Source organism: Nitrospinaceae bacterium (assembly GCA_018669005.1).
GTDB lineage: Bacteria > UBA8248 > UBA8248 > UBA8248 > UBA8248 > UBA8248.
This window is the reverse complement of the sequence record JABJAL010000055.1, coordinates 26,600-49,771: the sequence shown is the minus strand read 5'-3', so window position 1 is coordinate 49,771 and position 23,172 is coordinate 26,600. Positions and strand designations below refer to the sequence as shown.

General features: G+C 58.0%; 27 protein-coding genes. 21 read left to right on the top strand and 6 right to left on the bottom strand.

Annotation, left to right across the window (positions count from 1 at the left end; all coding sequences use genetic code 11):
* The first annotated feature begins 292 nt into the window (after positions 1-292).
* Together HOJ95_07380 and HOJ95_07375 are read left to right on the top strand one after the other, a co-directional pair.
* Positions 293-850, top strand: coding sequence for a molybdenum cofactor biosynthesis protein MoaB (locus tag HOJ95_07380; protein MBT6394510.1), 558 nt, complete (start codon positions 293-295; stop codon positions 848-850).
* Positions 851-1,167: 317 nt separating this feature from the next.
* Positions 1,168-2,085: a hypothetical protein gene (locus tag HOJ95_07375; GenBank protein ID MBT6394509.1), complete on the top strand. Its 918-nt coding sequence runs from the start codon at positions 1,168-1,170 to the stop codon at positions 2,083-2,085.
* Between the two features lie 77 nt (positions 2,086-2,162).
* On the opposite strand, the gene HOJ95_07370 is transcribed toward HOJ95_07375, so the two are convergent.
* On the bottom strand, positions 2,163-3,041 hold the full coding sequence (locus HOJ95_07370; protein MBT6394508.1) for an EamA family transporter: 879 nt from the start codon (positions 3,039-3,041) through the stop codon (positions 2,163-2,165).
* Between the two features lie 181 nt (positions 3,042-3,222).
* On the opposite strand from HOJ95_07370, the gene coaD reads away from it, so the two are divergent.
* Genes coaD through HOJ95_07350 form a run of 4 tightly spaced genes read left to right on the top strand, consistent with a single transcriptional unit; the run spans position 3,223 to position 6,566 of the window.
* Positions 3,223-3,714: a pantetheine-phosphate adenylyltransferase gene (coaD, locus tag HOJ95_07365; GenBank protein MBT6394507.1), complete on the top strand. Its 492-nt coding sequence runs from the start codon at positions 3,223-3,225 to the stop codon at positions 3,712-3,714.
* A 16-nt stretch (positions 3,715-3,730) separates the two neighbouring features.
* Positions 3,731-4,927, top strand: coding sequence for a pyridoxal phosphate-dependent aminotransferase (locus HOJ95_07360; protein ID MBT6394506.1), 1,197 nt, complete (start codon positions 3,731-3,733; stop codon positions 4,925-4,927).
* Positions 4,927-5,202 (top strand): hypothetical protein, encoded by a 276-nt coding sequence (locus HOJ95_07355; GenBank protein ID MBT6394505.1) that lies wholly within the window; start codon positions 4,927-4,929, stop codon positions 5,200-5,202. The genes HOJ95_07360 and HOJ95_07355 overlap by 1 nt, the downstream gene beginning before the upstream one ends.
* The gene (locus HOJ95_07350) at positions 5,199-6,566 is read left to right on the top strand and encodes a hypothetical protein (GenBank protein ID MBT6394504.1); all 1,368 of its coding nucleotides are present in this window, start codon (positions 5,199-5,201) and stop codon (positions 6,564-6,566) included. The genes HOJ95_07355 and HOJ95_07350 overlap by 4 nt, the downstream gene beginning before the upstream one ends.
* On the opposite strand, the gene HOJ95_07345 is transcribed toward HOJ95_07350, so the two are convergent.
* From HOJ95_07345 to HOJ95_07335, 3 genes are all read right to left on the bottom strand, one after another.
* A complete protein-coding gene (locus HOJ95_07345; GenBank protein MBT6394503.1) occupies positions 6,563-7,837 on the bottom strand; it encodes an MFS transporter in 1,275 nt (424 codons plus the stop codon). The genes HOJ95_07350 and HOJ95_07345 overlap by 4 nt on opposite strands.
* Positions 7,838-7,908: 71 nt before the next feature.
* Positions 7,909-9,450: a hypothetical protein gene (locus HOJ95_07340; protein ID MBT6394502.1), complete on the bottom strand. Its 1,542-nt coding sequence runs from the start codon at positions 9,448-9,450 to the stop codon at positions 7,909-7,911.
* 50 nt (positions 9,451-9,500) lie between these two features.
* Positions 9,501-10,763 carry a tyrosine--tRNA ligase gene (locus tag HOJ95_07335; GenBank protein MBT6394501.1) on the bottom strand — a complete coding sequence of 421 codons (1,263 nt, stop codon included), beginning with the start codon at positions 10,761-10,763 and terminating at the stop codon, positions 9,501-9,503.
* Positions 10,764-10,946: 183 nt separating this feature from the next.
* Between HOJ95_07335 and HOJ95_07330 the strand changes: the two genes are divergently transcribed.
* The 7 genes from HOJ95_07330 to HOJ95_07300 all read left to right on the top strand — a co-directional run bounded on the left by HOJ95_07330 (position 10,947) and on the right by HOJ95_07300 (position 16,844).
* Positions 10,947-11,681: a TIGR00730 family Rossman fold protein gene (locus tag HOJ95_07330; protein MBT6394500.1), complete on the top strand. Its 735-nt coding sequence runs from the start codon at positions 10,947-10,949 to the stop codon at positions 11,679-11,681.
* Positions 11,682-11,713: 32 nt separating this feature from the next.
* Complete coding sequence (locus HOJ95_07325) at positions 11,714-12,664, top strand: AAA domain-containing protein (GenBank protein ID MBT6394499.1); 951 nt, start codon at positions 11,714-11,716, stop codon at positions 12,662-12,664.
* Positions 12,665-12,676: 12 nt separating this feature from the next.
* Positions 12,677-14,620 carry a hypothetical protein gene (locus HOJ95_07320; protein MBT6394498.1) on the top strand — a complete coding sequence of 648 codons (1,944 nt, stop codon included), beginning with the start codon at positions 12,677-12,679 and terminating at the stop codon, positions 14,618-14,620.
* 30 nt (positions 14,621-14,650) lie between these two features.
* Positions 14,651-15,493, top strand: a complete 843-nt coding sequence (locus HOJ95_07315; GenBank protein MBT6394497.1) for a maleylpyruvate isomerase family mycothiol-dependent enzyme — start codon at positions 14,651-14,653, stop codon at positions 15,491-15,493.
* A gap of 154 nt (positions 15,494-15,647) precedes the next feature.
* Positions 15,648-15,968: a hypothetical protein gene (locus HOJ95_07310; GenBank protein ID MBT6394496.1), complete on the top strand. Its 321-nt coding sequence runs from the start codon at positions 15,648-15,650 to the stop codon at positions 15,966-15,968.
* Between the two features lie 81 nt (positions 15,969-16,049).
* Positions 16,050-16,442 (top strand): carboxymuconolactone decarboxylase family protein, encoded by a 393-nt coding sequence (locus HOJ95_07305; GenBank protein ID MBT6394495.1) that lies wholly within the window; start codon positions 16,050-16,052, stop codon positions 16,440-16,442.
* Positions 16,443-16,505: 63 nt separating this feature from the next.
* A complete protein-coding gene (locus HOJ95_07300) occupies positions 16,506-16,844 on the top strand; it encodes a hypothetical protein (GenBank protein ID MBT6394494.1) in 339 nt (112 codons plus the stop codon).
* A gap of 124 nt (positions 16,845-16,968) precedes the next feature.
* On the opposite strand, the gene HOJ95_07295 is transcribed toward HOJ95_07300, so the two are convergent.
* Positions 16,969-17,475 carry a flavin reductase family protein gene (locus tag HOJ95_07295; protein MBT6394493.1) on the bottom strand — a complete coding sequence of 169 codons (507 nt, stop codon included), beginning with the start codon at positions 17,473-17,475 and terminating at the stop codon, positions 16,969-16,971.
* Between the two features lie 169 nt (positions 17,476-17,644).
* Here HOJ95_07295 and HOJ95_07290 point away from each other — a divergent pair, with 169 nt between their 5' ends.
* From HOJ95_07290 to HOJ95_07260, 7 genes are all read left to right on the top strand, one after another.
* On the top strand, positions 17,645-18,613 hold the full coding sequence (locus HOJ95_07290) for a carbamate kinase (protein MBT6394492.1): 969 nt from the start codon (positions 17,645-17,647) through the stop codon (positions 18,611-18,613).
* A 442-nt stretch (positions 18,614-19,055) separates the two neighbouring features.
* Entirely contained in the window at positions 19,056-19,910 is an 855-nt protein-coding gene (locus HOJ95_07285) for a DUF2877 domain-containing protein (GenBank protein ID MBT6394491.1), read from the top strand.
* Between the two features lie 15 nt (positions 19,911-19,925).
* Positions 19,926-20,018, top strand: coding sequence for a hypothetical protein (locus tag HOJ95_07280; protein ID MBT6394490.1), 93 nt, complete (start codon positions 19,926-19,928; stop codon positions 20,016-20,018).
* A gap of 55 nt (positions 20,019-20,073) precedes the next feature.
* The gene (locus HOJ95_07275; protein MBT6394489.1) at positions 20,074-20,199 is read left to right on the top strand and encodes a hypothetical protein; all 126 of its coding nucleotides are present in this window, start codon (positions 20,074-20,076) and stop codon (positions 20,197-20,199) included.
* 244 nt (positions 20,200-20,443) lie between these two features.
* On the top strand, positions 20,444-20,584 hold the full coding sequence (locus tag HOJ95_07270; protein MBT6394488.1) for a hypothetical protein: 141 nt from the start codon (positions 20,444-20,446) through the stop codon (positions 20,582-20,584).
* The gene (locus HOJ95_07265) at positions 20,541-20,789 is read left to right on the top strand and encodes a hypothetical protein (GenBank protein MBT6394487.1); all 249 of its coding nucleotides are present in this window, start codon (positions 20,541-20,543) and stop codon (positions 20,787-20,789) included. Before HOJ95_07270 ends, HOJ95_07265 begins: the two co-directional genes overlap by 44 nt.
* Positions 20,790-20,939: 150 nt before the next feature.
* Complete coding sequence (locus tag HOJ95_07260) at positions 20,940-21,623, top strand: hypothetical protein (GenBank protein MBT6394486.1); 684 nt, start codon at positions 20,940-20,942, stop codon at positions 21,621-21,623.
* 76 nt (positions 21,624-21,699) lie between these two features.
* On the opposite strand, the gene HOJ95_07255 is transcribed toward HOJ95_07260, so the two are convergent.
* Positions 21,700-22,830, bottom strand: a complete 1,131-nt coding sequence (locus HOJ95_07255; GenBank protein ID MBT6394485.1) for an aminopeptidase P family protein — start codon at positions 22,828-22,830, stop codon at positions 21,700-21,702.
* 37 nt (positions 22,831-22,867) lie between these two features.
* Between HOJ95_07255 and HOJ95_07250 the strand changes: the two genes are divergently transcribed.
* Positions 22,868-23,128, top strand: coding sequence for a hypothetical protein (locus HOJ95_07250; GenBank protein MBT6394484.1), 261 nt, complete (start codon positions 22,868-22,870; stop codon positions 23,126-23,128).
* The last annotated feature ends 44 nt before the right edge of the window (positions 23,129-23,172 follow it).

The following is a 23,172-nucleotide window of genomic DNA, read 5'->3' as shown; positions in this document are numbered from 1 at the left end:
TTATGTGGCCTGGAGCATATATCTCGCTATTTTTTCCCAGATATTGCCCGCCGAGGAGTTAAATACCCACTGGTCCGGGATGATTTTCAGTGGGTTTTCCCGGACCGAGCCTGACAATAGGTTGAGCCTACGCCGCATCTAGGGTGCCATGAGACCGGTCCCGGGACCGCCCTCGGGACCGCCCCTCGGTCCGTTGCCCATGGATGGCCCATCGGCTAGGTTTGGGGGCCTAATGAATAGACAGTGGCCCGCGTCGCCTGCGGCCTTAACCGAATAAAGGAGAGCGCGCCCCATGAGCCAGGGACCAAGCCGCGATGAAATTGCCCAAGCGGCGGAGAAAAAAACTTACGAGGAGCACCGTGCCGAGGGCCCCGACGCCGTCACCTGCAGCGTTATCACGGTGAGTGACACGAGAACCTCAGAGACGGACACGAGCGGCAAGCTCATCGCCAACATGCTCACCGATTGCGGTCACAAAATCGCCTTCACGCGCATCGTCAAGGATGACGCCGGGCAAATCAGAGGCGCGCTCGAGGAGGCCTGCTCGGACCCCGCCGTCCAGGTCGTCATCACGAACGGCGGCACCGGCATCACCCAGCGAGACACGACCTACGACGTTGCTCTCTCGATGATCGAAAAAGAGATGCCCGGCTTCGGTGAGTTGTTTCGCTATGTGAGCTACCTCGACATCGGCACCGCCTCGATCCTCACCCGCGCGACGGCGGGCACCTGCCAGGACACCATCATCATGACCCTTCCTGGTTCCGGGAATGCTTGCCGCACTGGCATGGAAAAAATCATACTGCCTGAGATCAGCCACATGGTCCGCGAAGTGCTCAAGAAGGGGTGAGGGGATAAACCATTAAATAATATAAGGTTGTGTGCTGGCGTCTGTCTTTGTCCCCTGATTTCTCTCAGTCCCACTCGATGGAGTGTCTCATACTATATGACTAAAATAGATAAAATGCTCTTTTTGTCTTGACAATATAGGAGCCCGTTTATAATAATAACTATCAAATTGAAGATTTGACCCCATCGCCTAGGTAAGGGATTTTTCGCAGCGAAATAATACCGGATTAATTCTGGCCTATGGATTTATCTGAGTAAATCGCTCGGAGAGATCATGAAACTGAATTTTGAAATTTTACCCTTTAGAGGAGTCTGGAGATGCTGAAACGAATCTGCATGACCCTACTCGCCGCCGCCGTGATTGTCGTGCTATCGGCCCCGAGGCCTGTGATCGCCGCTCCCGGCGAAGTCGTCTATTCGGAAAATTTTACCTACCGCACTGGGTACGCTGCTGGCGACCCCCAGTGGGATAACTGGAAAACGTTCCGGGCGGATGTAAAGGCGAACATCGCCACCACCAGTTCGGTGACCATCTCGGGAAGCCGCGATCCGGTGGGGGCAACCTGCAGCGATCCCGTGAAGGCGCAGCAAATCGCCAGCGCTCTGGGGAACGGCCCATATCTGTTCACTTTATCATGCGACGGTCGCACCTGGAATGTAGGTCAGTGCGGTTATGGCATTGAAATAAACTCAAATACATTGCCGGTCGGGGATTGGCAAAGAACCAGAGTGTGCCGTTGCCTCACTTCAAATGCCTATATCGTCCGTCCGACTCTTTGGAACCGCAGCAACTCGAACTGGGGCGGAATCAACGGCCCGACCTGCCGTGGCCCGTCCCAGAGCTTGAAAGTTACCTTCGTGGTCGGCCCCCAGCTTATCGAAGTCGATCTCGACATCAAGCCGGGAGGCGAGCCCAACAGCATCAACACGGGCTCTAAGGGCAACATTCCGGTCGCCATTCTCTCGGACGCTGATTTCGACGCTGTAGCGCGGGTGGATGTCGCAACCTTGGCCTTTGGTCCCGGTGACGCCGCTCCCCGTAAATGCTCGCCCGAGGACGTGAACGCTGACGGCCTCGCCGATCTCGTCTGCCACTTCGGCACCCAGGACACATCATTTTCCGACAGTGATACCGAGGGTGTACTGACCGGACAAGATGTCGACGGCACCGATCTGGAAGGTACCGATACGGTCCGGCTCGTTCCGCCGAAGGGAAAAGGAAAAAGCGGCAAATAGTTTTTGATTCAGAGTAATTTCTAATCTGGGGCGGGCTGTGGATATCGCGGCCCGCCCCGTTTTTTATGTGTCCTGAGCTATTCTACCAGCGCGAAGATAACAAGCCCGGCCGCGACGAGCCCGGCGCCGATCATCTTCTGGCGTTTTCCGCCCTCTTTGAGAATGAACACCCCCAGCGCCGCGCCGATAAGGACGCTTACCTCCCTGGCCGCAACAACGTAGCTCACCTGGCTCATTCGCATCGCAAATAATACGAGCCCGTAGGCCCCCATCATGCAAAAACCACCAGTGGCGGCGCGCAGAAGCGTTTTCGGATCGCCAAGGTGCAGGGTTTTGAGGTTCACTCGCTCTTTTGTAAGTTGAAGCGAGAGATTCAAAAGCGCCGTTAGTGTGAACATGAGGTAGATATAAATCTCTGGCGGGGCAAGCGTGACACCCGCCTTGTCCACGACCGAGTAGATCGAGGTCACGAGCCCTGTGGCGAGCGCCCATCGGCTTCCCGGCTCCTTGAACAATCCGAGGATGCCGCGCATCCCGGCGGTCCCGGGGCCAATATGAGAAGTGAACACCCCCGCCACGATGAGCAGAATCGCCGCGCCGCCGGTGAGCGAGATTCGCTCGCCTAAAAAGAGGACCGCCAACATCGCCGCCAGGACCGGGGCCGAGCCCCGCGCCAGCGGATAGATTCTCGAAAGCTCGCCCTCTTGATAGGCGCGGCCAAGAGCGTAGAAATAAAAAGAATGGAGAGTGCCAGTGGTGAGGATAAATTTCCATGCGCCGGGGGGAATCGCTGCCAGCTCAAAGCGCCAGATAAAAACCGGGGCGAATATGATGAGCGAGGCCCAGAGCGATATTTGGAGCATCGCCCTTGGCTCGTCCGCGCCCTTGGCGGCAAAATTCCAAAAAGCGTGTAAAAAGGCGGCGATGAATATCAGGCCGAGGGGAAATAGGTCCAAGGCAGCGGTTGTCCTCTCTCGTCTGGCGGCGATCCCCACCGCCACTAAAAATGCCGTATAATAAGGTGCCTCGCAGCTTTAAGTTGACACACCGCTTGGGAAAAGACTAGTTTAAGCATCCGGATTTAAGATAAGCGGGCCGTTATTTTTTTTCTTCATGCACCCGAAAGGCATTGATTTCATGGATCGTCTGGCGATATATCCTGGAACCTTTGATCCCCCGACGATGGGACATCTCGACGTAATCCGCCGAAGTCTACATATTTTCGACAAGGTGTATGTTGCCGTCACACTGAACCCTGAGAAGACCACGTTGTTCTCCTTCGAGGAGAGAAAACAGTTCTTCATGGACGCGCTTGAGGGGGTTGAAAATCTGGAGATCGTCAGCTTCGAGAAGCGTCTTTTGGTTGAATTCGCTGCAGACCTCGGGGTGAACGTCATCGTGCGGGGTATCCGGGCGGTGAGCGATTTTGAGTATGAATTCCAGATGACCCTTATGAATCGCCAACTCGACAAGAATATCGAGACGGTATTTTTGACGCCGAGCGAGCAGTACAGTTTCTTGAGTTCAAGCCTCGTTAAGGAAGTTGCCTCATTCGGCGGCGACATAAGCCAGTTCGTCCCCGCGAAGGTGGCCGAGGCGCTTGGTCGCCGCTTTAATAAATCATCATAGTACCGGGAGTCCAGTCATGAAGCTCGCATCACGTATGGGTAAGTTGCCTCCAATCCCCACCCTCGCCATGAACACCAAAGCAGCCGAATTAAAGGCGCAGGGTGTTGATGTCATCTCGTTCGCAGCAGGGGAGCCTGATTTCGACACCCCCGATCATATAAAAGAGGGCGCCATCAAGGCCCTTCGCGATGGGCAGACGAAATATACGGCGGTGAGCGGCATCCCCGCGCTCCGCCAGGCAATCTGCGATTGGGTGGCCGAGCACAAGGGGGTCACGTACACGCCGGATGAAATCATCTGCACGGTGGGCGGCAAGCAGTCGGTTTTCAACGCGCTCCATGTGTTGCTTGAAGAAGGTGATGAAATCGTGATACCGGCGCCGATTTGGGTGGCATACGAACCCGTGGCGACGCTTGCCGGGGCGAGGGTTGTTCGCGTTGAGACGAGCGAGGAGAACAACTTCAAGATGACCCGCGAGGAGCTTGCCGCCGCCATGAGCCCTCGAACGAAGCTTGTCGTCATTAACAGCCCGTGCAACCCCTCAGGCTGTGTTTACACTCGTGCCGAAATCGAGGGCATCGCCGCCGAGGTGCTGGCGCACCCGAGCGCGATGGTTCTCACCGATGAAATTTATGGAAAGCTTCTCTATGACGGTGAGGAGCATGTCTCAATTGCCAGCCTCTCGCCCGAGATGAAGGCGCGCACGCTGCTCCTCGATGGCTTCTCGAAAACCTACGCCATGACCGGCTGGCGGATGGGCTACACCTGCGCCCCCAGAGAGATTGTCAAGGCGATGGACACCCTCCAGGGCCAAAGCACGAGCAACGTCACCACGTTTGCCCAATACGGCGGCATCGCCGCCCTCCAGGGGCCGCATGATTTTCTCGACGGGTGGCGGGCCGAGTACGACAAGCGCCGCCAGGCGATCGTCGAGGGGATGAATTCCATCGACGGCTTGTCTTGCGTCATGCCCAAGGGGGCGTTCTACGTCTTCCCGCGCATCAGCAATCTTTTCGGGCGGCAGGGGCCGAATGGGGAGATCACAGATTCGATGGACGTAGGGGTCTATTTTCTTGAACATGCCCAGTGTGCTGCTGTTCCCGGTGTCGGATTTGGTGATGATAGGTATATCCGCTTCTCCTATGCGACTTCGCTAGAGAACGTCAAAGAGGGCATCGAGCGCCTTCGGGCGGCGGTGAGCCTGCTGGGCTGATGGCACTCTATCGGCTCGGACGCATTCTTCAGGGACTCGCTCTGCTCGATGTCGCCTTCGCGCTTTTTTTCGCCGGCTCGATCCCTGTGTTGGGCGGCATGGCAGCCCAGTTTCAGATCGTCCTGCTGGCTGGCGCGCTCTTCGGGGCGGGCCGATTTTTTCAGACGAAGGGCGAGGCAAGGCTCCGCGCAGCGGGGCTCATTCCCGCCAGTGACGATTCGCCCCAAGGGCAAAGCGATCCGGGCAATCCGGGCGAAGAATCTGGGCGCTCGTGAGCGGCCAAGGTCTCCAGGCCGCCTTTGCCGAGTGGTGGGACGCGCGCTGCCAGGTCTATCTGGATCGTAATTTCGGTCGAGCTGGCGAGGAAGCACTCACCCAATTCACAGAACTTTTCTTTCCCCTATCAGCAGAGCCCACCCTGCCCGAGCAGGTGCTTGCGCTCTCGTTCATCCATCTTCGCCTACTGGGCGGGGAGCCGCTTAGCACCGTTCAGCAGCGAGCCGAGCGGCTGGGCCCCCTGTTCGGAGCGCAGGGAACGAAACCCGCCCCTGGTCTTCTCTACCTTGTTTTAACATCGTCCACCTCGACACCTGGCAAGCTCTCATCGCTTGCCCAGGCGCAGTCGGCATTTTTCAGCCTCTTGCTCCGCCGCCTCGCCGCCGCCCTTGATCGGGGGGAGAGTGAAGACTCTTTGCGAGATGAGCTCGACAGCGTTTGGGACATTCATGGCGAGGAGGCAACGGCGGCTGCGTTTGCGGGTGCACGGGGGCTCTGGCGGCGTCTTTCGGATCCACAGCTTGGGTTCGGAGCGCTCGAATTCGAGCCCGAAGGTTGGCTGGCCGACAATGGGCTGGGCGAGGAGATGGGGGAGGCGCTTAATCTATTTTCCGGCGCGCAGGGGCATCCCCATCTTGAGGTGCTGGCCGCGCGGCTGGCCGCAGTGGAAGCGCTACAAGCCACCTCGGGGCAGGGGAGCGAAGATGCGAGCCGAGCCAGGGAGAATGCCCTTGCCGCAATACAGACAAGTCTCGTCAATGGCATGGCAGGCATTACCCCTTGGGAGGCCGAGGTTTTCCATCCAGTGCATCCACTTATTGCCTCTCTATCGGAGTGGTGCGAGAAACTTCGGCTGCTCGATGAGGGCGAGACACCGACAGCCTACGCCGGGCGCGAGCGATTGCCCGATTGGCTAAAAAAAGCGCTTGATGATGGGAGACGGGGCAACGCGTCATCGGGTCGTCTTACGGTGGGCGGCGATACCTATCTTCTCTTCGGAGTGGATGCCGGGGCCTCAACCGAGGCGGTCTCAATCGAGCTGGCGGCGCCTCTTCAGGAGGCGGGCGAGGCCATATCGCTCGTGGTTCGCTTCGGGGGCGAGGATGTGAAATTTCGCTACGATCTGTCTGATGGCCGGGAGGCTCTTGCGGCGATTCGCCTTGCATGCCAGCCCGACATTCGGGCCGACCTATTTGTACGGGATGAGGAGGGGGCGTGGCGCTTTGGCGCCTCAAGTTATCTGCAGCCCGATGTGATGGCCCGCACCGAGTGGCTCAGGCTCGTTCTTACCTATTTGATTGGAAAGTGGGGCGGCGAGGAGGCTCTTATTCGCCTCGAAATTTTGAAGAGCTTGAAAGACTAGGCCCGCACCCGCCAGATGGCGGCGACGCTGATGAGCCTTGTTGCCGCCATGATCGAGAACACCCAGAGCCATCCGTTTGGCACAGACACCGCAAGCCAGCCGAAGAACCAGGCCTGCAGGGCCCCGTATATATAGCCGTGTGCGTCGAGCACCCCTGAGGCCGTTCCCGCAAGCCGCCTCCCGGCGAGATCGACGGCAAGCGCCTGGATGGGCGACATGTTCACGAAAAATCCACCCACGATGAGAAAAAGGACGGCGAGCGGAATCGAGTTCGCCGGTATCAGGGCGATGCCAAGTACAGCCGCCCCGCTTAGAAAGCCGGCGAGGATGATGACTCGCGAGCGGTTGCTAGCGAAGAATTTATCTGAAATATAGCCGCCGCAAATCGGGCCCCACATGTAGCCCAGCGGGTAGGCGAAGGTGACCCAGCCCATCTCTCTTAGATCCATTCCGCCGACCTGGGCGTAGTAGACCGGCGCCCAGGAAACGATTCCGTAGCGCACGACGTTGTCGAGGCCCTTGACCTGGCAGGCGATGAAGAAACGCCAGTTTGAGAGAAGGTGAATGTAGGCGTGAAGTCCGTGTTCGCGTCCCGCCGAGGCGGCCTCGGCCTGGAGCGACACCTCATCGGATTCGGCATACTCGGGCAGCCCCACATCGCGCGGTTTGTCCCGCGCCACGAAATAAAAGGCCACGCCAAGCAGCGAGATGATCATCGGCGGATAGCGCAGCGCCGCACGCCAGCCAAAATTTCCCGCCACCCAGGGCGTCACCACCCAGACGACGAGCATCGCAAAGCCCGCCGCCGTTCCCACCAGGCCCATGGCGCGTCCCCGCTCTCGCCGTCCCCACCACTGGGCGATGATGCCGATGCCTGGCGCCCAGGTCGCGGCGTTCACGAAACCGACGATGGCCCAGGGGACGAGCAGGCCGTTGATCGTGGTCCCAAAGCTCGCGATGTAGTTGAACAGGCCGGTGCCAAGGGCCCCCAGCAGGAGTATGCGCCGATAGCCAAAGCGCTCGGCTAAGTGCCCGTGAACAAAATCGCCGAAGGCAAAGCCCCAGAACATCCATGAGTTGATCCAGCCCGTGTCGGCGCTGGTGATGCCCATATCCTCGATAATTGCCGGTTGAATGAGGCTGAAGTTGAAGCGCCCCATGTAGTTCATCGAATAGAAGACGCAGTAGGCGATCAGCACCCGCCACTTCCAGGTGTGGTAGAGCTCGGGGAGCTCTTCGTAGCGAACTTGTTGGCTGGGAGCGTCGCTCATGCCGGGGCCCTATCCGTGTGGTGGCGCAAAAGGGGCATGTCCCCAGGAAGTGTGACGCGGTTGCGGGACGCTTATTTTAATAGATCGGCGACGCCGGCCGAGGATGTAAATGCCTCGCTGCTATCGTCCTCGATCTGCACGAAATAGCTCTCGCAGGCCCGCATGAGAAGGTCCTCGGTCATTTCGGGTGTCTTCTCCTCGAACTTAGCCAAGTCGATGAGATGGTCGAGCAAATCGCGCGGGTGGCAGCCGTTAAAGGGCAGCCCCTGGGGCTCGTAAACCTCCTTGATGAGCTTGTCGAAGACATCGCCGTTCCAGGGCACTTTCTTGCTCTTGCAGGCCATCTCGAAGGCCGCGCGGAAACCGGCAGGCTCAAGCGGCCCGATGTAAATCTTGTGGCGAAGGCGGCGCATGAACGCCTCATCAAGCAAATCCTTGGGGTTGATGTTTGTGCTGAAGATAACGAGTTGATCGAAGGGAATCTCCACCTTGCTTCCGGTGTGGAGGGAGAGAAAGTCCACGCGGCTCTCAAGCGGCACGATCCAGCGGTTGAGCAGGTCGCGCGGGCGCACAAGCTGGCGCCCGAAGTCGTCGAGAATAAATATTCCGCTGTTCGATTTAACGTGTGGCGGCGCCTCGTAGGTATTTGAGCTCGGGTCCATGCGAAGCTCCATCATCTCAATGGTTAGCTCGCCGCCCACGACAACAATGGGCCGCTTGCAGTGGAGCCAGCGCCGGTCCTCGGGCTGCTCCCCCTCGGCGATATGAATGGAGGGGTCGTAGAGCCGCATCACGAATCCATCGAGTTCCACCGCCCTGGGAATGGCCACGAGGCCGCCCAACAAGGATGAGAGCGCCACGGCAACCGCCGTCTTGCCGTTGCCCGGAGGGCCGTAGAGAAAAATAGTTCTCCCTGAGTTCACCGCCGGGCCAAGCGGCTTGAAAAGTTTATCGCTCACAATGAGATGGGAGAGCGCTTTTTTCAGCCCCTCGCTGTTCACCTTGACGTTGAGGACGGTCTGGCGTTTGACCATCTCGGTGTAGGTCACTAGCGGCACCGGCACCGCGCCGATGTAGCCGCTCAGGTTCATGTACTCGCGGGCTCTGCGGCGGCCCTCGCTCGTCATCGCAAAGCGGCGCGAGGCGGCCTGGTATCCGCTCGCCGAGGTCACCTCGACACATTTGAGCGCAACCCACTCTTCAAGCAAATCGTTCGTTATGTTTACGGGAAGGCATAAATTTTCAGCCGCCTCGCTCACCGTGAAGGTGTCGAGCACGAAAACCGTTTTAAGAACATGGGGCAAAAGAAAGTCTCGGCGCACACCAAGCTCATCGATTGTCCTGGGTGCCTGGAGGGAGAGCGGGTCGTACTCGCCAAGGTCTTCTTCGGGCACCTCTTCCTCGGGTGCCTGCTCTTGTGGTGCGGCCCGTCTCTGCGCAGGCGCTTGCCCTGGAGGCGCACCGCCTTGGGGCGCACCGGCCTTTGTGCCCACCCGTATACCCGGCTTGGCGGGCGGGGCGGCGGGGGCTTGTCCCTGTGGGGCCTGCCCCGGAGGGGCTTTTTTTTCGGGTTCGGGGTCCTGGCCGTCTTTTAATCTATCGAGAATGCTCATGGGCGTCTGTCTCCTTGGAAAAATTTCTGAACCGAGGTCAGGATACCGTATTACGCATTGATCTCAAGCAAATGATAGTTCTTTTTCCCCTTTCGGAGCAAAACGTAGCGGCCAAAAAGAAGGTCGCCAGGGGAGATTTCTGCGCTCTCCTCGCCTCGCCGATTGTTGTTCACGTATATACCGCCGCCCTTGAGATCCTTGCGGGCCATGGATTTTGATTTGCATAGTCCAGATTCTGCAAGAACATCGATCACCGAGATCGGCAGGGAAGATGATTGTGTGGTGCGGGGCATCTCACCGGCTACGGCGAGCAAATCACGCTCCTCGATCCCCTCGAGCGAGCCGCCGAAAAGAATCTCCGAGGCGCGAATATTGCTCTCGGTGGCCTCTGCACCATGGACCATCGTGGTGATTTCCCTGGCGAGACGAATCTGGCCCTCTCTTTTTTCGGGGCGCTCCATGTGTTCTTTTTCAATCGCCTCGATCTCATCGAGCGGCAAAAAGGTGAAGTAGCGCAGAAAGCGGCCCACGTCGGCGTCCGCCGTCTGTATCCAGTACTGATAAAACTGGTAGGGGCTGGTACGCTCTGTGTCGAGCCAAATGTTGCCCGCCTCAGTCTTGCCGAATTTCCGGCCATCCGAGGTAGTGATGAGCGGGAAGGTGATGCCGTAGGCTGGCTTGCTCAACGTGCGGCGGATAAGTTCGATGCCGCCGGTGATATTGCCCCACTGATCGGAGCCGCCAATCTGAAGGGTGCAATCCTCTTCCCGAAACAGGTGCAGAAAATCATAAGCCTGAAGGATCATGTAGCTGAATTCTGTGTAGGAAATTCCGGCATCGGCAATTCTTGATTTAACCGAATCCTTTGCCATCATGTAGCCGATGGAAAAATGCTTGCCAGCGTCACGGAGAAATTCAATAAAATTCATGCCCCCAAGCCAATCGGCGTTGTTGGCAAGGAGCGCCGCATTGCTCCCACTGAATTCTAAAAAGCCCTCAATCTGGGCGCGGATGCCCGCGATGTTTTGGGCAAGATCGCTTGCTCCGAGGAGGTTTCGCTCCTCTGATTTTCCCGAAGGGTCGCCTATCATTCCGGTGGCCCCGCCGACGAGAGCGATGGGGCGGTGCCCGGCGCGCTGGAAGCGCATGAGCCCGGTGATTGGTATTAGGCTTCCGATATGGAGGCTGTCGGAGGTGGGGTCAAAGCCGCAGTAAACGGACATGCCGCCGCGCTCAAGGGCGTCAAGCATTTCGGGCTGATCGGTAAAATCGTGCACCAGCCCGCGCGCTTTGAGATCTTCAAACAGGTTCATTGTTTCTCCAAGGGCGATTAAAGCCAGGGGCTAATATATCCCAGGGCGGGGCGCTTCCCAAATGGGTGCCTCTTATTAGATTCCCCTTTCGCCGGGGCGCAATATCCGCCGAAGTCTGGGATAATGAGGGTGTCTCATTTAGGGACACGCATATTTTATTCGTATTTTTAATAGGGAGAGGTGATGCGTCAGGTTTTCGGCTCGGGTAACGACGAGCAGGTTTTTTTGGAGGGCCCGAGTTCACGGAAAGGCGAGCTTGGCTTCGTGTTCCGGATGGCGAAGGACTTCATCAAGGGTTTTCGGGTGTTTCACTTCGTGGGCCCTTGTATCACCGTATTTGGCTCGGCCCGCATTGATGAGGGGCATCCCTATTACGAGCTTGGCCGCAAGGTGGGGGCCGCTGTCTCTGATCTTGGGTTCACGGTGATGACCGGCGGCGGGCCCGGCTTGATGGAGGCGGCCAACCGCGGGGCGAAGGAGGCAGGGGGAAGGTCGGTGGGCTGCAATATTTCGCTTCCCATGGAGCAGGCGCCCAACCCTTATCTCGACACCTGGGTGGACATTCATTATTTTTTCATCCGCAAGGTGTTTCTGTTCAAGTATTCCTACGGGTTTGTTGGCCTGCCCGGCGGGGTGGGGACGATGGACGAGGTGTTCGAGGCTGTCACCCTGATACAGACGGGCAAGATCGCGCACTTTCCAATTGTTTTGATGGGCGCGGAGTACTGGCAGCCTCTGATAGACTTTCTCAAGCAGATGGCCGAGGAGGGGATGATTTCGGAGCGCGATCTCAAACTTTTCCTGGTGACGGATTTGATCGAGGAGGCTGTGGCGCATATCGAGTATTATGCGCGGGAAAAGTTTCGTTTAAAAAAGGGCAGGGCACCCCAGCCGAGCCGGTGGCTGGGCGAGGGCTGAGATGAGGGCCTTTTCAATCAAGGGAGTTTGATGTGCACGAGGAACCGAAGGTAGCCGGAGGCAGCGCCGAGATTGATGGCGTCTCGCTCCATTTGAGTCGTCCGACCGAGTCCGCCCAGGAGTGGATTGGCCAAAGAGAGGCGCTTGATCAGTTGCAGGCTTGCTGGCTGATCGTGGCGGATGAGGATCTTCCTCTGTCCCCCCGGATTACGGGCCCGCCAGGCATCGGCAAGACGACGCTCGCCATGTCGGCGGCGAGGGAGCGCGAGCAGGCGCTCCACATTTTTCAGGCGACGGCCGACACGCGGCCCGAGGATTTGCTGGTGACGCCGGTGCTCGCCGAGTCGGGCCGCATTGCGTATCACGCCTCGCCGCTCGTGACGGCAATGATTCAGGGCGGCATATGCGTTATCGACGAGGGCAACCGCATGAGCGAGAAAAGCTGGGCCTCGCTCGCGCCCCTTCTCGATCACAGGCGCTATGTTGAGTCCATCGTTGCGGGCATCACCGTTGCGGCGCACCCGGATTTTCGTTGTTGTGTGACGATGAACGATGATGCTTCGACCTACGAGGTGCCCGACTATATTCTCTCGCGTCTTCAGCCCACATTGCCGCTTGCGTTTCCGGATAGGGACGATGAGATGGCCATCATGCGCTACCACCTGCCCTTTGCGGGCGAGGAGATGTTGGCGATGACGGTTGAGTTCCTTCAAGAGGCCCATGAACTTGATCTCGATTACTCACCACGGGACGGGATTCACATTCTCCAGTACGCCATCAAGCGGCTGGCGCAGGAGCGGGAGCATCCGCTTGCCCAAGATGAGGCCTGGCGCGAATCGCTGCTCAAGGTGCTCGGCGAGGAGGCCCTCGATTTAGAGGGGCTCGCGCAACGCCGCAGGCAGGCGCTGGGCGATGAGCCGCCTCCGATGGATTTTGGGGACATTTTCTTTGGGGATGACAGCCCCCTTCATCCGGATCGCTAGGGCGAAAAAAGCATGAGCGAGCCTGCATTTCTCTCGATATCCCCAAAAATCCATGTTCTCCCGGTGGTGCACGGCTCCGGGGATTTCGCCGTCGAGGTGCGCGAGCGCCTGCTGCGCCTCGAGCCCGATTGTCTGGCGGTGCCGCTGCCCCCCTCGTTTCAACAAGAGGTTGAGGACGGGGTTCTTGATCTCCCCTCGATTTCGGTGGTGACGGCCGAGGAGGAAGTGCGAACTTGGGACTCGGCGCCCGAGTATGGTGATGAGGAGGGCGGCGAGGATTCTGAGGATGTGTCCTCGCCCTGGGAGCGTGCCGGGGAGGCCGAAGAGGAGGGGGAGGAGGGCTTTAATTTTGTTCCCGTCGATCCCTGCCAGCCCGTTATCGCAGCGCTGCGGGCGGCGATGGAGGAGCGGGTTCCCCGCGTGTTCATTGATATAGAGGTGGAGGTTTTTAAAGCCGAATCGCGCGTTTTCCCGGACCCCTATGCGCTCAAGAAGGTTTCGCTGGAGGCCGTCTCGGCGGCACTCCTCACGGCCTCGCCGCCGCCCAAAGCGGGCAGCCAGCGCGAGGCGCGTGTGCGCTGGATGGCGGCGCGTCTCCGAGCCCTTGAGGCCGAAGGATTCGAGAAGATAGCCTTTGTGTGCCAGGCGATGGATTGGCACTGGGTGCGGCAGGCCTATCAGCAAAAATTTGAGGTGCCCGAGGAGGCGCCAAACCCAGGCCTGCCGCGTCGCTGGCCGGTTGAGGCGGCGACACTGGCATTTGTCCTGGGCGAGCTTCCCTTCATCACGGCGCTCTATGAAAAGCGGCGCGAGGAGCTTCGCGGCGATAAAAATCTATCGATAGACGGGGTGAAGGAACTTATCCTCGATGCCCGCGCCGAGTGGTTGCGGGAATACAAGCCGGCCCTTAACTGGGTCACTCCCCAGCGGATACAGATTTTCCTCCAGTACGTGCGCAATCTCACCCTTCAGGCAGGCCGCTTGACCCCCGATCTTTTCACCCTCGTTCTCGCCGCCCAGCAGATTGCCGGCGATGCCTTTGCGCTCACCCTGGCCGAATGCGCACGAAAGTACCCGTATCAAGAAGAGCCCCAGGAAGGGGAGGGCCTCCGCGCCGGGATAGGTGAGGCGGAGTTCCCGGATGGCGGCGTGGGTCCCATGAAGAGCCGCTTGGAGGGCTCTGAGATCTCCTGGCGCGCCATTGAGCTCAAGCCCCGGCCCCCCGAGATAAAAAAGAATAGCTGGCGCCAGCGCTGGAACCCGTTCACCCAATGCTCCTGGCCGCCCGAGGACACGAAAATCGAGAGCTTCCACACCCATGTGCGCGAGCAGGCCCGTGCCATCCTCGGCCAGGATCTCGCCCGGAGCGAAAAATTCACGACCTCGATCATGGACGGCATCGACATGCGCGAAACCCTGCGCAACTGGCACACGGGCGATCTCTGGGTCAAGGAGCTTCCCCCTGCGCGCGGAAGCCTCGATGTCGTCGTCTTCATATTCGACACCCCGGCGGATCCGCTCAAGTACGCCTGGCGCACGATGTGGTTCGCCGAGCACGACGAAGAATCTACCTTGTGCCTCTACGCCACCCCGTTCGAGGAGAACGTGATTGGCCCCGGCGTCGCACAATCGACGTACGGGGGCGCATTTTTTGTCTACCCGCCGCGCTTTATCGAGGATGTGTGGCGCGACCCGCGTTTTAACTACACGCGAACACTTGAGGAGCGACTCATTGCCGGGGCATGCCTTCATTCTCAAGAAAAGGTCGTTGCCCTCGTCAGCCCGGGCCCGCCTGCCGCGCGCTGGCGTCAAATAGCTCGGCGCCACCGCAAGCAACTTGTTCATATCCCCCTCGGGCGTTTTTCGCGCGAGACTGTCGAGCGCATTCGCCGCTTCCATGTCTTGAATGGCCGCGAGGTGCGCTCCTATGCCTCGCGCTTTATTCGCGATGTGTAGGGGATAATCTTCACCAGAAAGGAATTAAGTGTGGACTACTCTCAAGAGATAAAAGAGACAATTGAGGCCATGCGGCGCGAATTCTTGCGCCTCGCCGAATGGTTTCGCAAATTTTCCGAGGCCGATTGGGCGGCCCCTACCTTTTGTCCTGACTGGACGGCGTCCCAGGTGATGGGACACATCACCTTCGGCGGCGAGTTCTTTGCCTCCTCGGTCCGAAACGGTCTTAAAGGGGATTTGGGTTTTCCCTTCGGCGCAAAAACGCGCGAGGAATTCATGACGATGCGCAAAGACATGGCCATTGAGATCGGAAGGCTCGATGGCCCCGCGCTCACAGATCGTTTCGAGGCGAGCACCACCGATGTCATCGATCTATTCGCCTCGCTCGATCCCGCCGACTACGAAAAAATGACCTGGCATCGCCGCCGAAATTTCCCCATTCGCAGGCTCATCCTCTCGCGGCTCAATGAATACCTGCTCCATGAGTGGGATATTCAAAACAAACCCTCGGCACCCTTAACAGGCCCCTCGGTCGCCATCGCCGCCCGAAACCTTCGGCAACACTGCCAGCTATTCTACGAACTCTCCCCGGCAGAGGGGCTCTCGGGTGCCTTCGCGTTCGACCTCACTGATATCGGCTACCGCTGGGCGACGCGGGTCGAGGATGGAAAGGGCATAGATATGGGGATTGGCGAGCACTCGGCAGATGGCCATCTGGTGGACGCTACTTTTTCCGCCACGGCTGGCGACATGCTCCTCCTCATTACAGGACGCCTCCCCGTCCCTCAGAGCCGCGCCGATGGACGCCTCGCAATCGAGGGCGATGAGGAAAAGGCCGAGACCCTCCTCCCCACGCTTTTCTTTCCGCTCTGAGCGCGCGCCAGGCATGAAAGCCATTAACCTTAAATCCATATCGATGCTTAAGGCGCGCTTCAACGCCGATGCGGGCCGCCCCCGGCTCGTCGTTATTTTCTCGCCTACTTGAACCATCTGCCTAAACGGCGCCCGGTGGGTGGACGAGAATATTTTGCGCAAAACGCGTGCGCCTGAGCTTCGCGTCTACGCCGTTTGGATTCACCGCATGAGGCGCGACACGCGCCCGGACATCGACCCCGCTGTTTTTGACGATGAGCGCGCCACCGTTTACTGGGATGGCGATCAAATTTCAGGAAAATTCTACGCCGCCGCCGAGGGATTTCATTCCAAGGTCGCCTGGGATTCCTATTACCTCTATCCGCCTGAGGCCCATTGGCGCGCGATGGCCGCACCGATCACGGCCGCAGGCTTTCCGGTGATGAATTTTCGGGACGATTTGAAAAAATTTATGAGACAGACGGCAGGAAGATAGCCCCTGCTCCGGTTTTTCGCTTTTCACACTTTTGCCGTATCATGCCCGCATCGCTTCCTTACCTAAAAAAGGAGACACACCATGGCCATGAGCCCGAGGGGTAAAAAGTTGTACGACGAAATGTTCGAGGCGAGGGGATTCGTTTGGCCCGCCTTTGAGCTTCTCTGCGAGATGGACCCCGAGATTGTCGAGCACTACGAGGGCTTGAAGAACTATGTTCTATCGAAAGAGCAGGAGATGCCCGGCCACATGCGCGAGCTTTTTATTTCGGTCGCCATCGCGGTGCGCAACCAATCGGGCCACGGCGGCATCAAGGAGCATCTGAAACTCGCCATGAAGCTTGGCGCCACCCCGCGCCAGTGTTTAGAGGCCTTTGAGTCTGTTTTCCCCCCCTGCGGGATGATGGTCCTCATCGCCGGATGTAATGCGCTCAAAGAGGCGATTGATGAACTTGAGAAGGAAAAGGAGAAGTAGGGGTGAGTTGTGTTAGTATTTGCGTGAAGAGTTTTCGCACACACTATTGAGGAGATTTTCCCCATGAACATAGCTGAACTGACCGCGCGGTTTCCCGAGATTCCGGCGGATTTGCATGATGAGCCGATTTTAGCCGCGTTTGCCGAGGCGTTTGGGCCTCAGTTGTCGATCACGGAAAAGCCAACGGCTTGTGTTGTCGAGCAGGCGGCGGGAAATGTTTTTTACATGAAGCTGATTAACCCGATTGCGATCTACGGGATAGGGCTCGCAAAACGCGAGGTGTTGCTTGAGCAACTGGGGACGATGGTTGAGAGCTGCAAGGCCGACCCCGAGGGCTATCCGGCATCGCTTTTGCCCGCCGATGTCGCGGCGGTTCAGGTGAGGGGCCCTGGTTGCGAATAGAAAACTGCGAATAGAAAAGCTGCGCGTAGCCTTAAATAATCTTCATAAAAAAATGGGACGGCCCCCGCCGCCCCATTTTTTGTGTGTGAATTACAAATCTTTTGTACGCAGTTACTCGAAAAAATTAACCACCGTAGAATACGGCATCGCCCAGGTCTTTCATCCATAGCGTTGCGTCATCGGCCCGGCCTTCGGGCTCGGTGCGAACGCCTGCGCTCAGAACTTGTCCGATGAAGGCGGTATGGTCGGCGCCCTCGATGGCGGCCTCGACATGGCACTCAATCCAAGCGGGGCACGAGAGAATAAGCGGCATGCCTGCCTCGGGGCCTGCCTCAAAGGCTTCGCCCCCGATGGTGTCGCCTTCGCGCTCCAAGGGTTTAAAAAAGGTGAATGCCGCGCCCTGCTGGTCTTTGCCGAGGACATTGAGCGCGAAATTCTCGGTTTCCTTGAGCATGGCATGGGCGCCCGAGTCGGCTTTGACGCCGATGACGATGAGGGGGGGCTCAAAAGACATCTGGCTGACCCAGTTGACGGTGGCGGCGGCCACCTGTCCGCCCTCGTTCACGCAGGTGAGCACATAAAGACCGTAGGGGATCATTCGGAGCGCTGTTTTTTTTGCGGCATCGTCCAAGGGAAAACTCCTTTTAGGGGGGTTGCGAATAGTGCCGGGCTGAATGAAGGGGGCAGTTTACCCGGAACGGGGGTGGTGCGCCATGCTGGGTGCATTGCTCTTGGGCGGCGGCGGTGTGAAAATCGGGGCGATATCATTTATCGCGCCTAATTGAAGGAAAGGTCCTATCGTGCCGACTTCTGAAAAAATGCCAGCCCGCCTGCTTGTGGCGGTGGGGGGGAACGCGACGCACCCGCCCGAGATTAAGGGGACGGCGGCCGAGCAGGCCGCTCTTGCCGCCGAGACGGGAAGGGCGCTGCTGCCGCTCATGGCGCTGGGCACCGAGCTTGTCATCACCCACGGGAACGGCCCGGTGGTGGGAAAAATTTTGGTGCGCCAGGCGATGTCGGCAGAGCGGGTGACGCCGATGACGCTGGATATTTGTGTGGCGCACAGCCAGGGGGGAATCGCCTATCTGCTGATGCAGGCGTTTGAAAACGCGCTGCGCGAGGCGGGAAACGCGCGGCATGTGGTTTGTCTGCTGACCCAGGTCGAGGTGGACCCGGAGGACCCTGCATTTAAAAATCCGGAAAAATTCGTCGGCTACGCCTACGGCGAGGAGGAGGCGCAGGCGTATGAGCGTGAGATGGGCTGGCAGATGCGCGAGGACGCAGGAAGGGGCTGGCGGCACGTGGTTCCCTCGCCCGAGCCCCGGCACATTGTCGATATCTCGCTTATTCGGGCGCTGGCCGAGCGCGGGGCGGTTGTCATCGCGGGGGGCGGCGGAGGGATTCCGGTTGTCCGCGAGGCAAACGGAACGCGCCGGGGGGTTGAGGCGGTTATTGATAAGGATTTAACCTCGGCGCTGATGGCGAATGTGCTTGGCATTGAGGATTTGTTGATACTGACGGCGGTGCCAAGGGTGGCGGTGAATTTTGGGAAGCCGGACGAGCGCGAGCTTGGCGAGGTGTCGCTGCCCGAGTTGAAAAAATACCGGGACGAGGGGCATTTTCCGCCGGGGAGCATGGGCCCCAAGGTCGAGGCGGCGATACGCTTTCTTGAAAACGGGGGCCGGCGCGCCATCATTTGTGAGCTTAGGGAGGCTGTGCCCGCGCTTCGAGGGGAGGCGGGGACGCACATTTATGCGGACGCTGACTGATACGCGAAAAAAAATAGCGCCGGGCGCCACCCAGCCGGGTGCCATGCCGCCGGGGTTCACCCCCGGCGGGGCGGGTTTCACAGTTCGGCTGGCGGGCCAGGGGGCGCTGCGCGCGCTTGGCTTGCCGGGGACCGCACCTGCGGGGACCGACCCGGTGGGGACCGATCCGGCGGGAGGTGTCCGCGAGGGGCGGGTGCTCGCGGTGTTTAAGCGGAGCTTTTATCTCGCGTTTGGGGATGAAAATGGCGAATGGCTTGCCTGCTTTGGCCCTGAATCTATCGGGGCGGGGCCGCTGAATGTGATTTGTGATTTGCCCGAAGGGATTGACTGGGCGGCCTCGGGGCTCAGGCCAGGGGACCCGGCGCGGGCGAACCCGACTCGGGCAAACCCGGCACGGAACTATTCGGAGCAGACCTGTCCGGGTCGGACCCAGCCGGGTCCAATGAGCGGTTTGTGTGTGATAGCCGGGCGCTTTTCGTTTTATTTTGAAGGGGTGGATATTTGGCGGCCATGTGATTTGCCAGGGGGAATTAAACAGGCCGATGTGCGCAAGGGGCTCGACCTGCTGGCTGCGATGGCCGGGGAGAGGGCGCCGGCCGAGGGGCTTGGGCGGCTGATCCCCGAGATGGCTGGCGCGGCGAGGGGTGTTGAAGGCGTGGTCGATGTGGGTGTTGAGAGGGGTGCGGCGAAATCAGAAAATGTGGGCGATATGAGCGGCCCCGAGGCGCCAGAGGGGGCGTGTCAAACGGCAAATGCCGCCAAACGACAGGTAATTCGCGCTGGCAGGGCTGGGGCGGGGGCCCTTGCGAGGTGGATGTGCGACATGTTGCACCCAAAGCCTCAAGGCCCGACCCAACCTGGCCTGCGGATCGAGATATCCTCCCCCGGCCAGAGAGCGGCGGGGCTCATCGGTCTCGGGCCCGGTCTGACGCCGAGCGGGGATGACTTCATCGGCGGGGCCATGGTGGCCTTGCGGATGCTCGGGCGCGGCGTGATTGCCGATAGGCTGGCCGAGTGGGCGCTGCCCCTGGCGGCGGGCACCTCGCGAATTAGCCGAGCGCATCTGGCCGAGGCGGCACGGGGCGCGGGCGCGGGCGCGCTTCACGAAATGATTGAGGCTGTATCTCGGTCTGTAGAAGGCGATATTTCGAGCTCTCTTGGAGCGATTAATGCGATTGGGCATACCTCGGGCTGGGACGCCCTGGCAGGTGCGGTTATGGCCCTGGAAGCTGTTTTTCGCAATGAATTGGGCCGTGATGGTTTCGCCACCAATTTTCATATTGGAGATAATTTATGAGCCGAATAGCTGTAAGTGGGTGCTGGCGCGATCGGCTGTGTTTTCGGGGGGTATCTAGCCGCTACCGGGCGTCACGAGGTGATTTTTTGCTCCCGACAGGCTTTTTAGCCAAGTTTCAGTCGAAAGCGAATTTGGCAAAGTAAAAGCCCCAGTTCACACCGTTCTGGAGCCTAACCGGCTTAAGCCTGTCGATTGGGTTTTTCTCGCTACTAAGGCGCACCAGGTCGAAGGTGCTGCCGGTTGGCTCAAACCGCTTTGTGGGCCAAATACCCGAGTGGCGGTGCTCTAAAATGGTGTTGATCATGTCGAGCGTGTTAGTCCCTTCACGGGCCAGGCGAGGGTAATCCTAGTTGTTGTGAGTTGTCCTGCTTTGAGACACGGTCCTGGGCGTGCATCCCATTCGGCGGGCGGGGCTCACTATATTTGACGATGAATAAGGTCAGGATTTTGCCGGTCTGTTTTTAGGGGCTAATGTCAGAATCGAATTGTCTCCGGATGTCACTACTTCTGCCTGGAGAAAGCTTTGTAATAATATGTCCAGCAGCGCCATTACTGTCCTCACGAACGAGCCTTATGGCGTATTTCGGAATATTGGTTTGCTGGAGTTTTCGGCTGCGTTGCTGGAGGAATGTGTCGCTGTGGGACGCGCTGAAGGAGCGCTGTTGGGGAGATGACGTAATTGATCAGGTTATTGCCAAGAATAGTGGCTCCCCATCCGATTTGATGCCTTCTGTTCTAGGGGATTACCGTGCTGGGTGTCAGGTTGAAGTGGATGCACAATACGGCATTATCGTTCGACCAGGTGAGCAGCACGATATTAAAACCCTGCTCTGCAGTGCTATTGTAGGACTCCTTGGGGCAATAAATTCCAGTATGTAGGCATTTGACCCACCCTGGTCCCTGCCTGGATAATTAGGTTAATGTCATTTAAAGTTTAAAAGTCTTGCTTTGTGAGAATATTTAAATGATTGCTGGTGCCTGCCCGTACTTAGCCACTCGTATAATTTTTATAGGTTGGGGAGTTTTCATTTGAGGGAAAAGGAAATTTTGCATAATTCTCCAGCGTGTGGGCAGGGGTTATTGTCCATTTTTTGTGATCTTGAGGAGAAATGGCATCAAGAGTTTTGCGCATGGCTATCGGAGGATATGTTCCCAGCCCGTATAAATGTTGGCTTTAATGCTTGCGCCACGTATCGATCTGTTTCGGAAGTTGAATTTGAAACACAAGCAAATATTCCTGGTTTTCTCACCCTTTATGAGTGCCCTTCTCTTGCCAATTTATACGGAGAGGAATATCAGAGTCTCCGCCGTAATCGAGATCTTCGTGACACTGTGATGCATGAGCAGATGATGGGGATGGAGCGCTACACACTTTCAATGACAGGACCGGAGACCCTGGCTGACAAAGAGGGGTTTTCTTCTTTCGTATTTATTGACCGCTTTGATTTAAGGCCTGATGATGTTCAATTATTTAATGCTTGGTATGTGACGGAATACCTCTCCTGGTGTTTAAAGTTACCTGGGTTGATTCGTGTTCGTCGCTACCTGGCAATGGAGGGGGCTCCACGACATTTTATCTTACATGAGTTTGCTGACATGAATTTTCATGAAGATGCTGTTTGGCGGGCACTGAGAAAGGCAAAAGAATGGAGGCTCGCGGGGATGACCTACGGGTCGCCGGGTCTTTATGAATGTACCATTAAAGTTCCGTGACGAATAATAGATGGAGTTTTCTTCATAGTGCCATGTTTGATTTCCTCTCCAGAATGTCGCGTCAATTTTTTTCTTTTCAATCAACGATGTACCAAGACTCACGGCCGAGGTCGCCGAGACCCTCACAACCTTCGTTAGTAACAGCGACTGTATCTTCAATTTTGACGTAGCCGACCTCGGAATGTCGGATGTCAGTCTCAATAGATACGACCATCCCTTCTTCAAGTTTACTGTCCCCATCCTCCCTGAATCGGGGAAGCTCGTGAGAGACGAGACCGACACCGTGAATAATAAATTCGCCATAGTCACCATGTCCGGTGTCGGCTAGGTGTTTGATTCCGGAATTGTATAAATCGCTGCAAGTGGCTTTAGCTCGTACCTCTTCGCGTACCTTGTTTTGAGTTGTTAAGCAGGCTTGGAAAAGTTCGTTTGCTAGTGATGAGGGTTGACCCCTCACTCCCATCCGACAAACATCGGTGAGGTAGCCCTCAAATGCCCCACCTGCATCGAGATGGCAGATCTCGCCCGGCTCCCAAACCTTAGCTGATGGAGCTCGCAACATGTCTTTTCCTGCACATGTGAATACCCAGAGAAAGTGAATGCCTCGGTCGGTCATTCCGCCCTCTATGGCTCGGGCGAGTTCCCGAGTTGTTGAGCCCGGTGGCGAGGTGGTGAAAACCTCACCGATAATCTCGGCGTCGTCCAGGGTGATTTGTCTGAAAATATCTAGCTCGGCGGGAGTTTTAATAGCTCGAAGCTCCTCCATGATTCCTCTTGCCTCGGCGAAGCGGGCACCTGGTAAGGGCATAGAGAGGGCAGCCATCGAACTTGCTGGCAGAAAATCCATCTCGACGGCAATGGTGCAATTCTCCAACCCTCTGGTCTTTATCGCTTTTGCTGCGGCCTCTGCGGCGACGGCGGGTAGGCGCTCTGCCACTATCAACTCAGGTATCCACAGATTTTGATCCTCGAATTGTCCCGCCTCCCGCCGCTCTCCAATCAAGAATGCGTGCTCCGGCGCCCCTTTTGGAATCCCGCATAGTGCCATGTAGCGGCCAAGGCCCATGGCGTCGAAGCGCTCGTGGAAGTGGTAGAAATATCCTCCGGTCAGATAGCGCGCGTTATGCTGCGTGTTAGTAAGAATCAGATCGACACCGGCCTCATCCATCAGCCGGTCGAGTTTTGCTGCGTCGTAGGGTGGTTTCATGCCGGGGCTCTCCTGGTTGTTTATGTGGGATGTCTGAATGCTCGCTCAGCTCGGTGGGCGGGGTCAACAGCATCTGGCAGGGGGAGGATATCTCGATCCCCCCGGCCGCATGGGAGGGCCTATGACAGCCACATGTCGCACCTGCGAGCTTCCCTATAATTATTTTGGCGCAACCACGAACCACCCCGCATTTGCTGTAGTAGCCACGAGCCACCGCGCATTTGCTGTGGTTGGCCCGCCCCGGAGTGGCGCCCTGACAATTTTTCCTGGCCCGAATTTGCATTCAAGACTATACTGAATGATATCGTGACTATGCGATGAGATCAGATTGTTCTGCTCCGC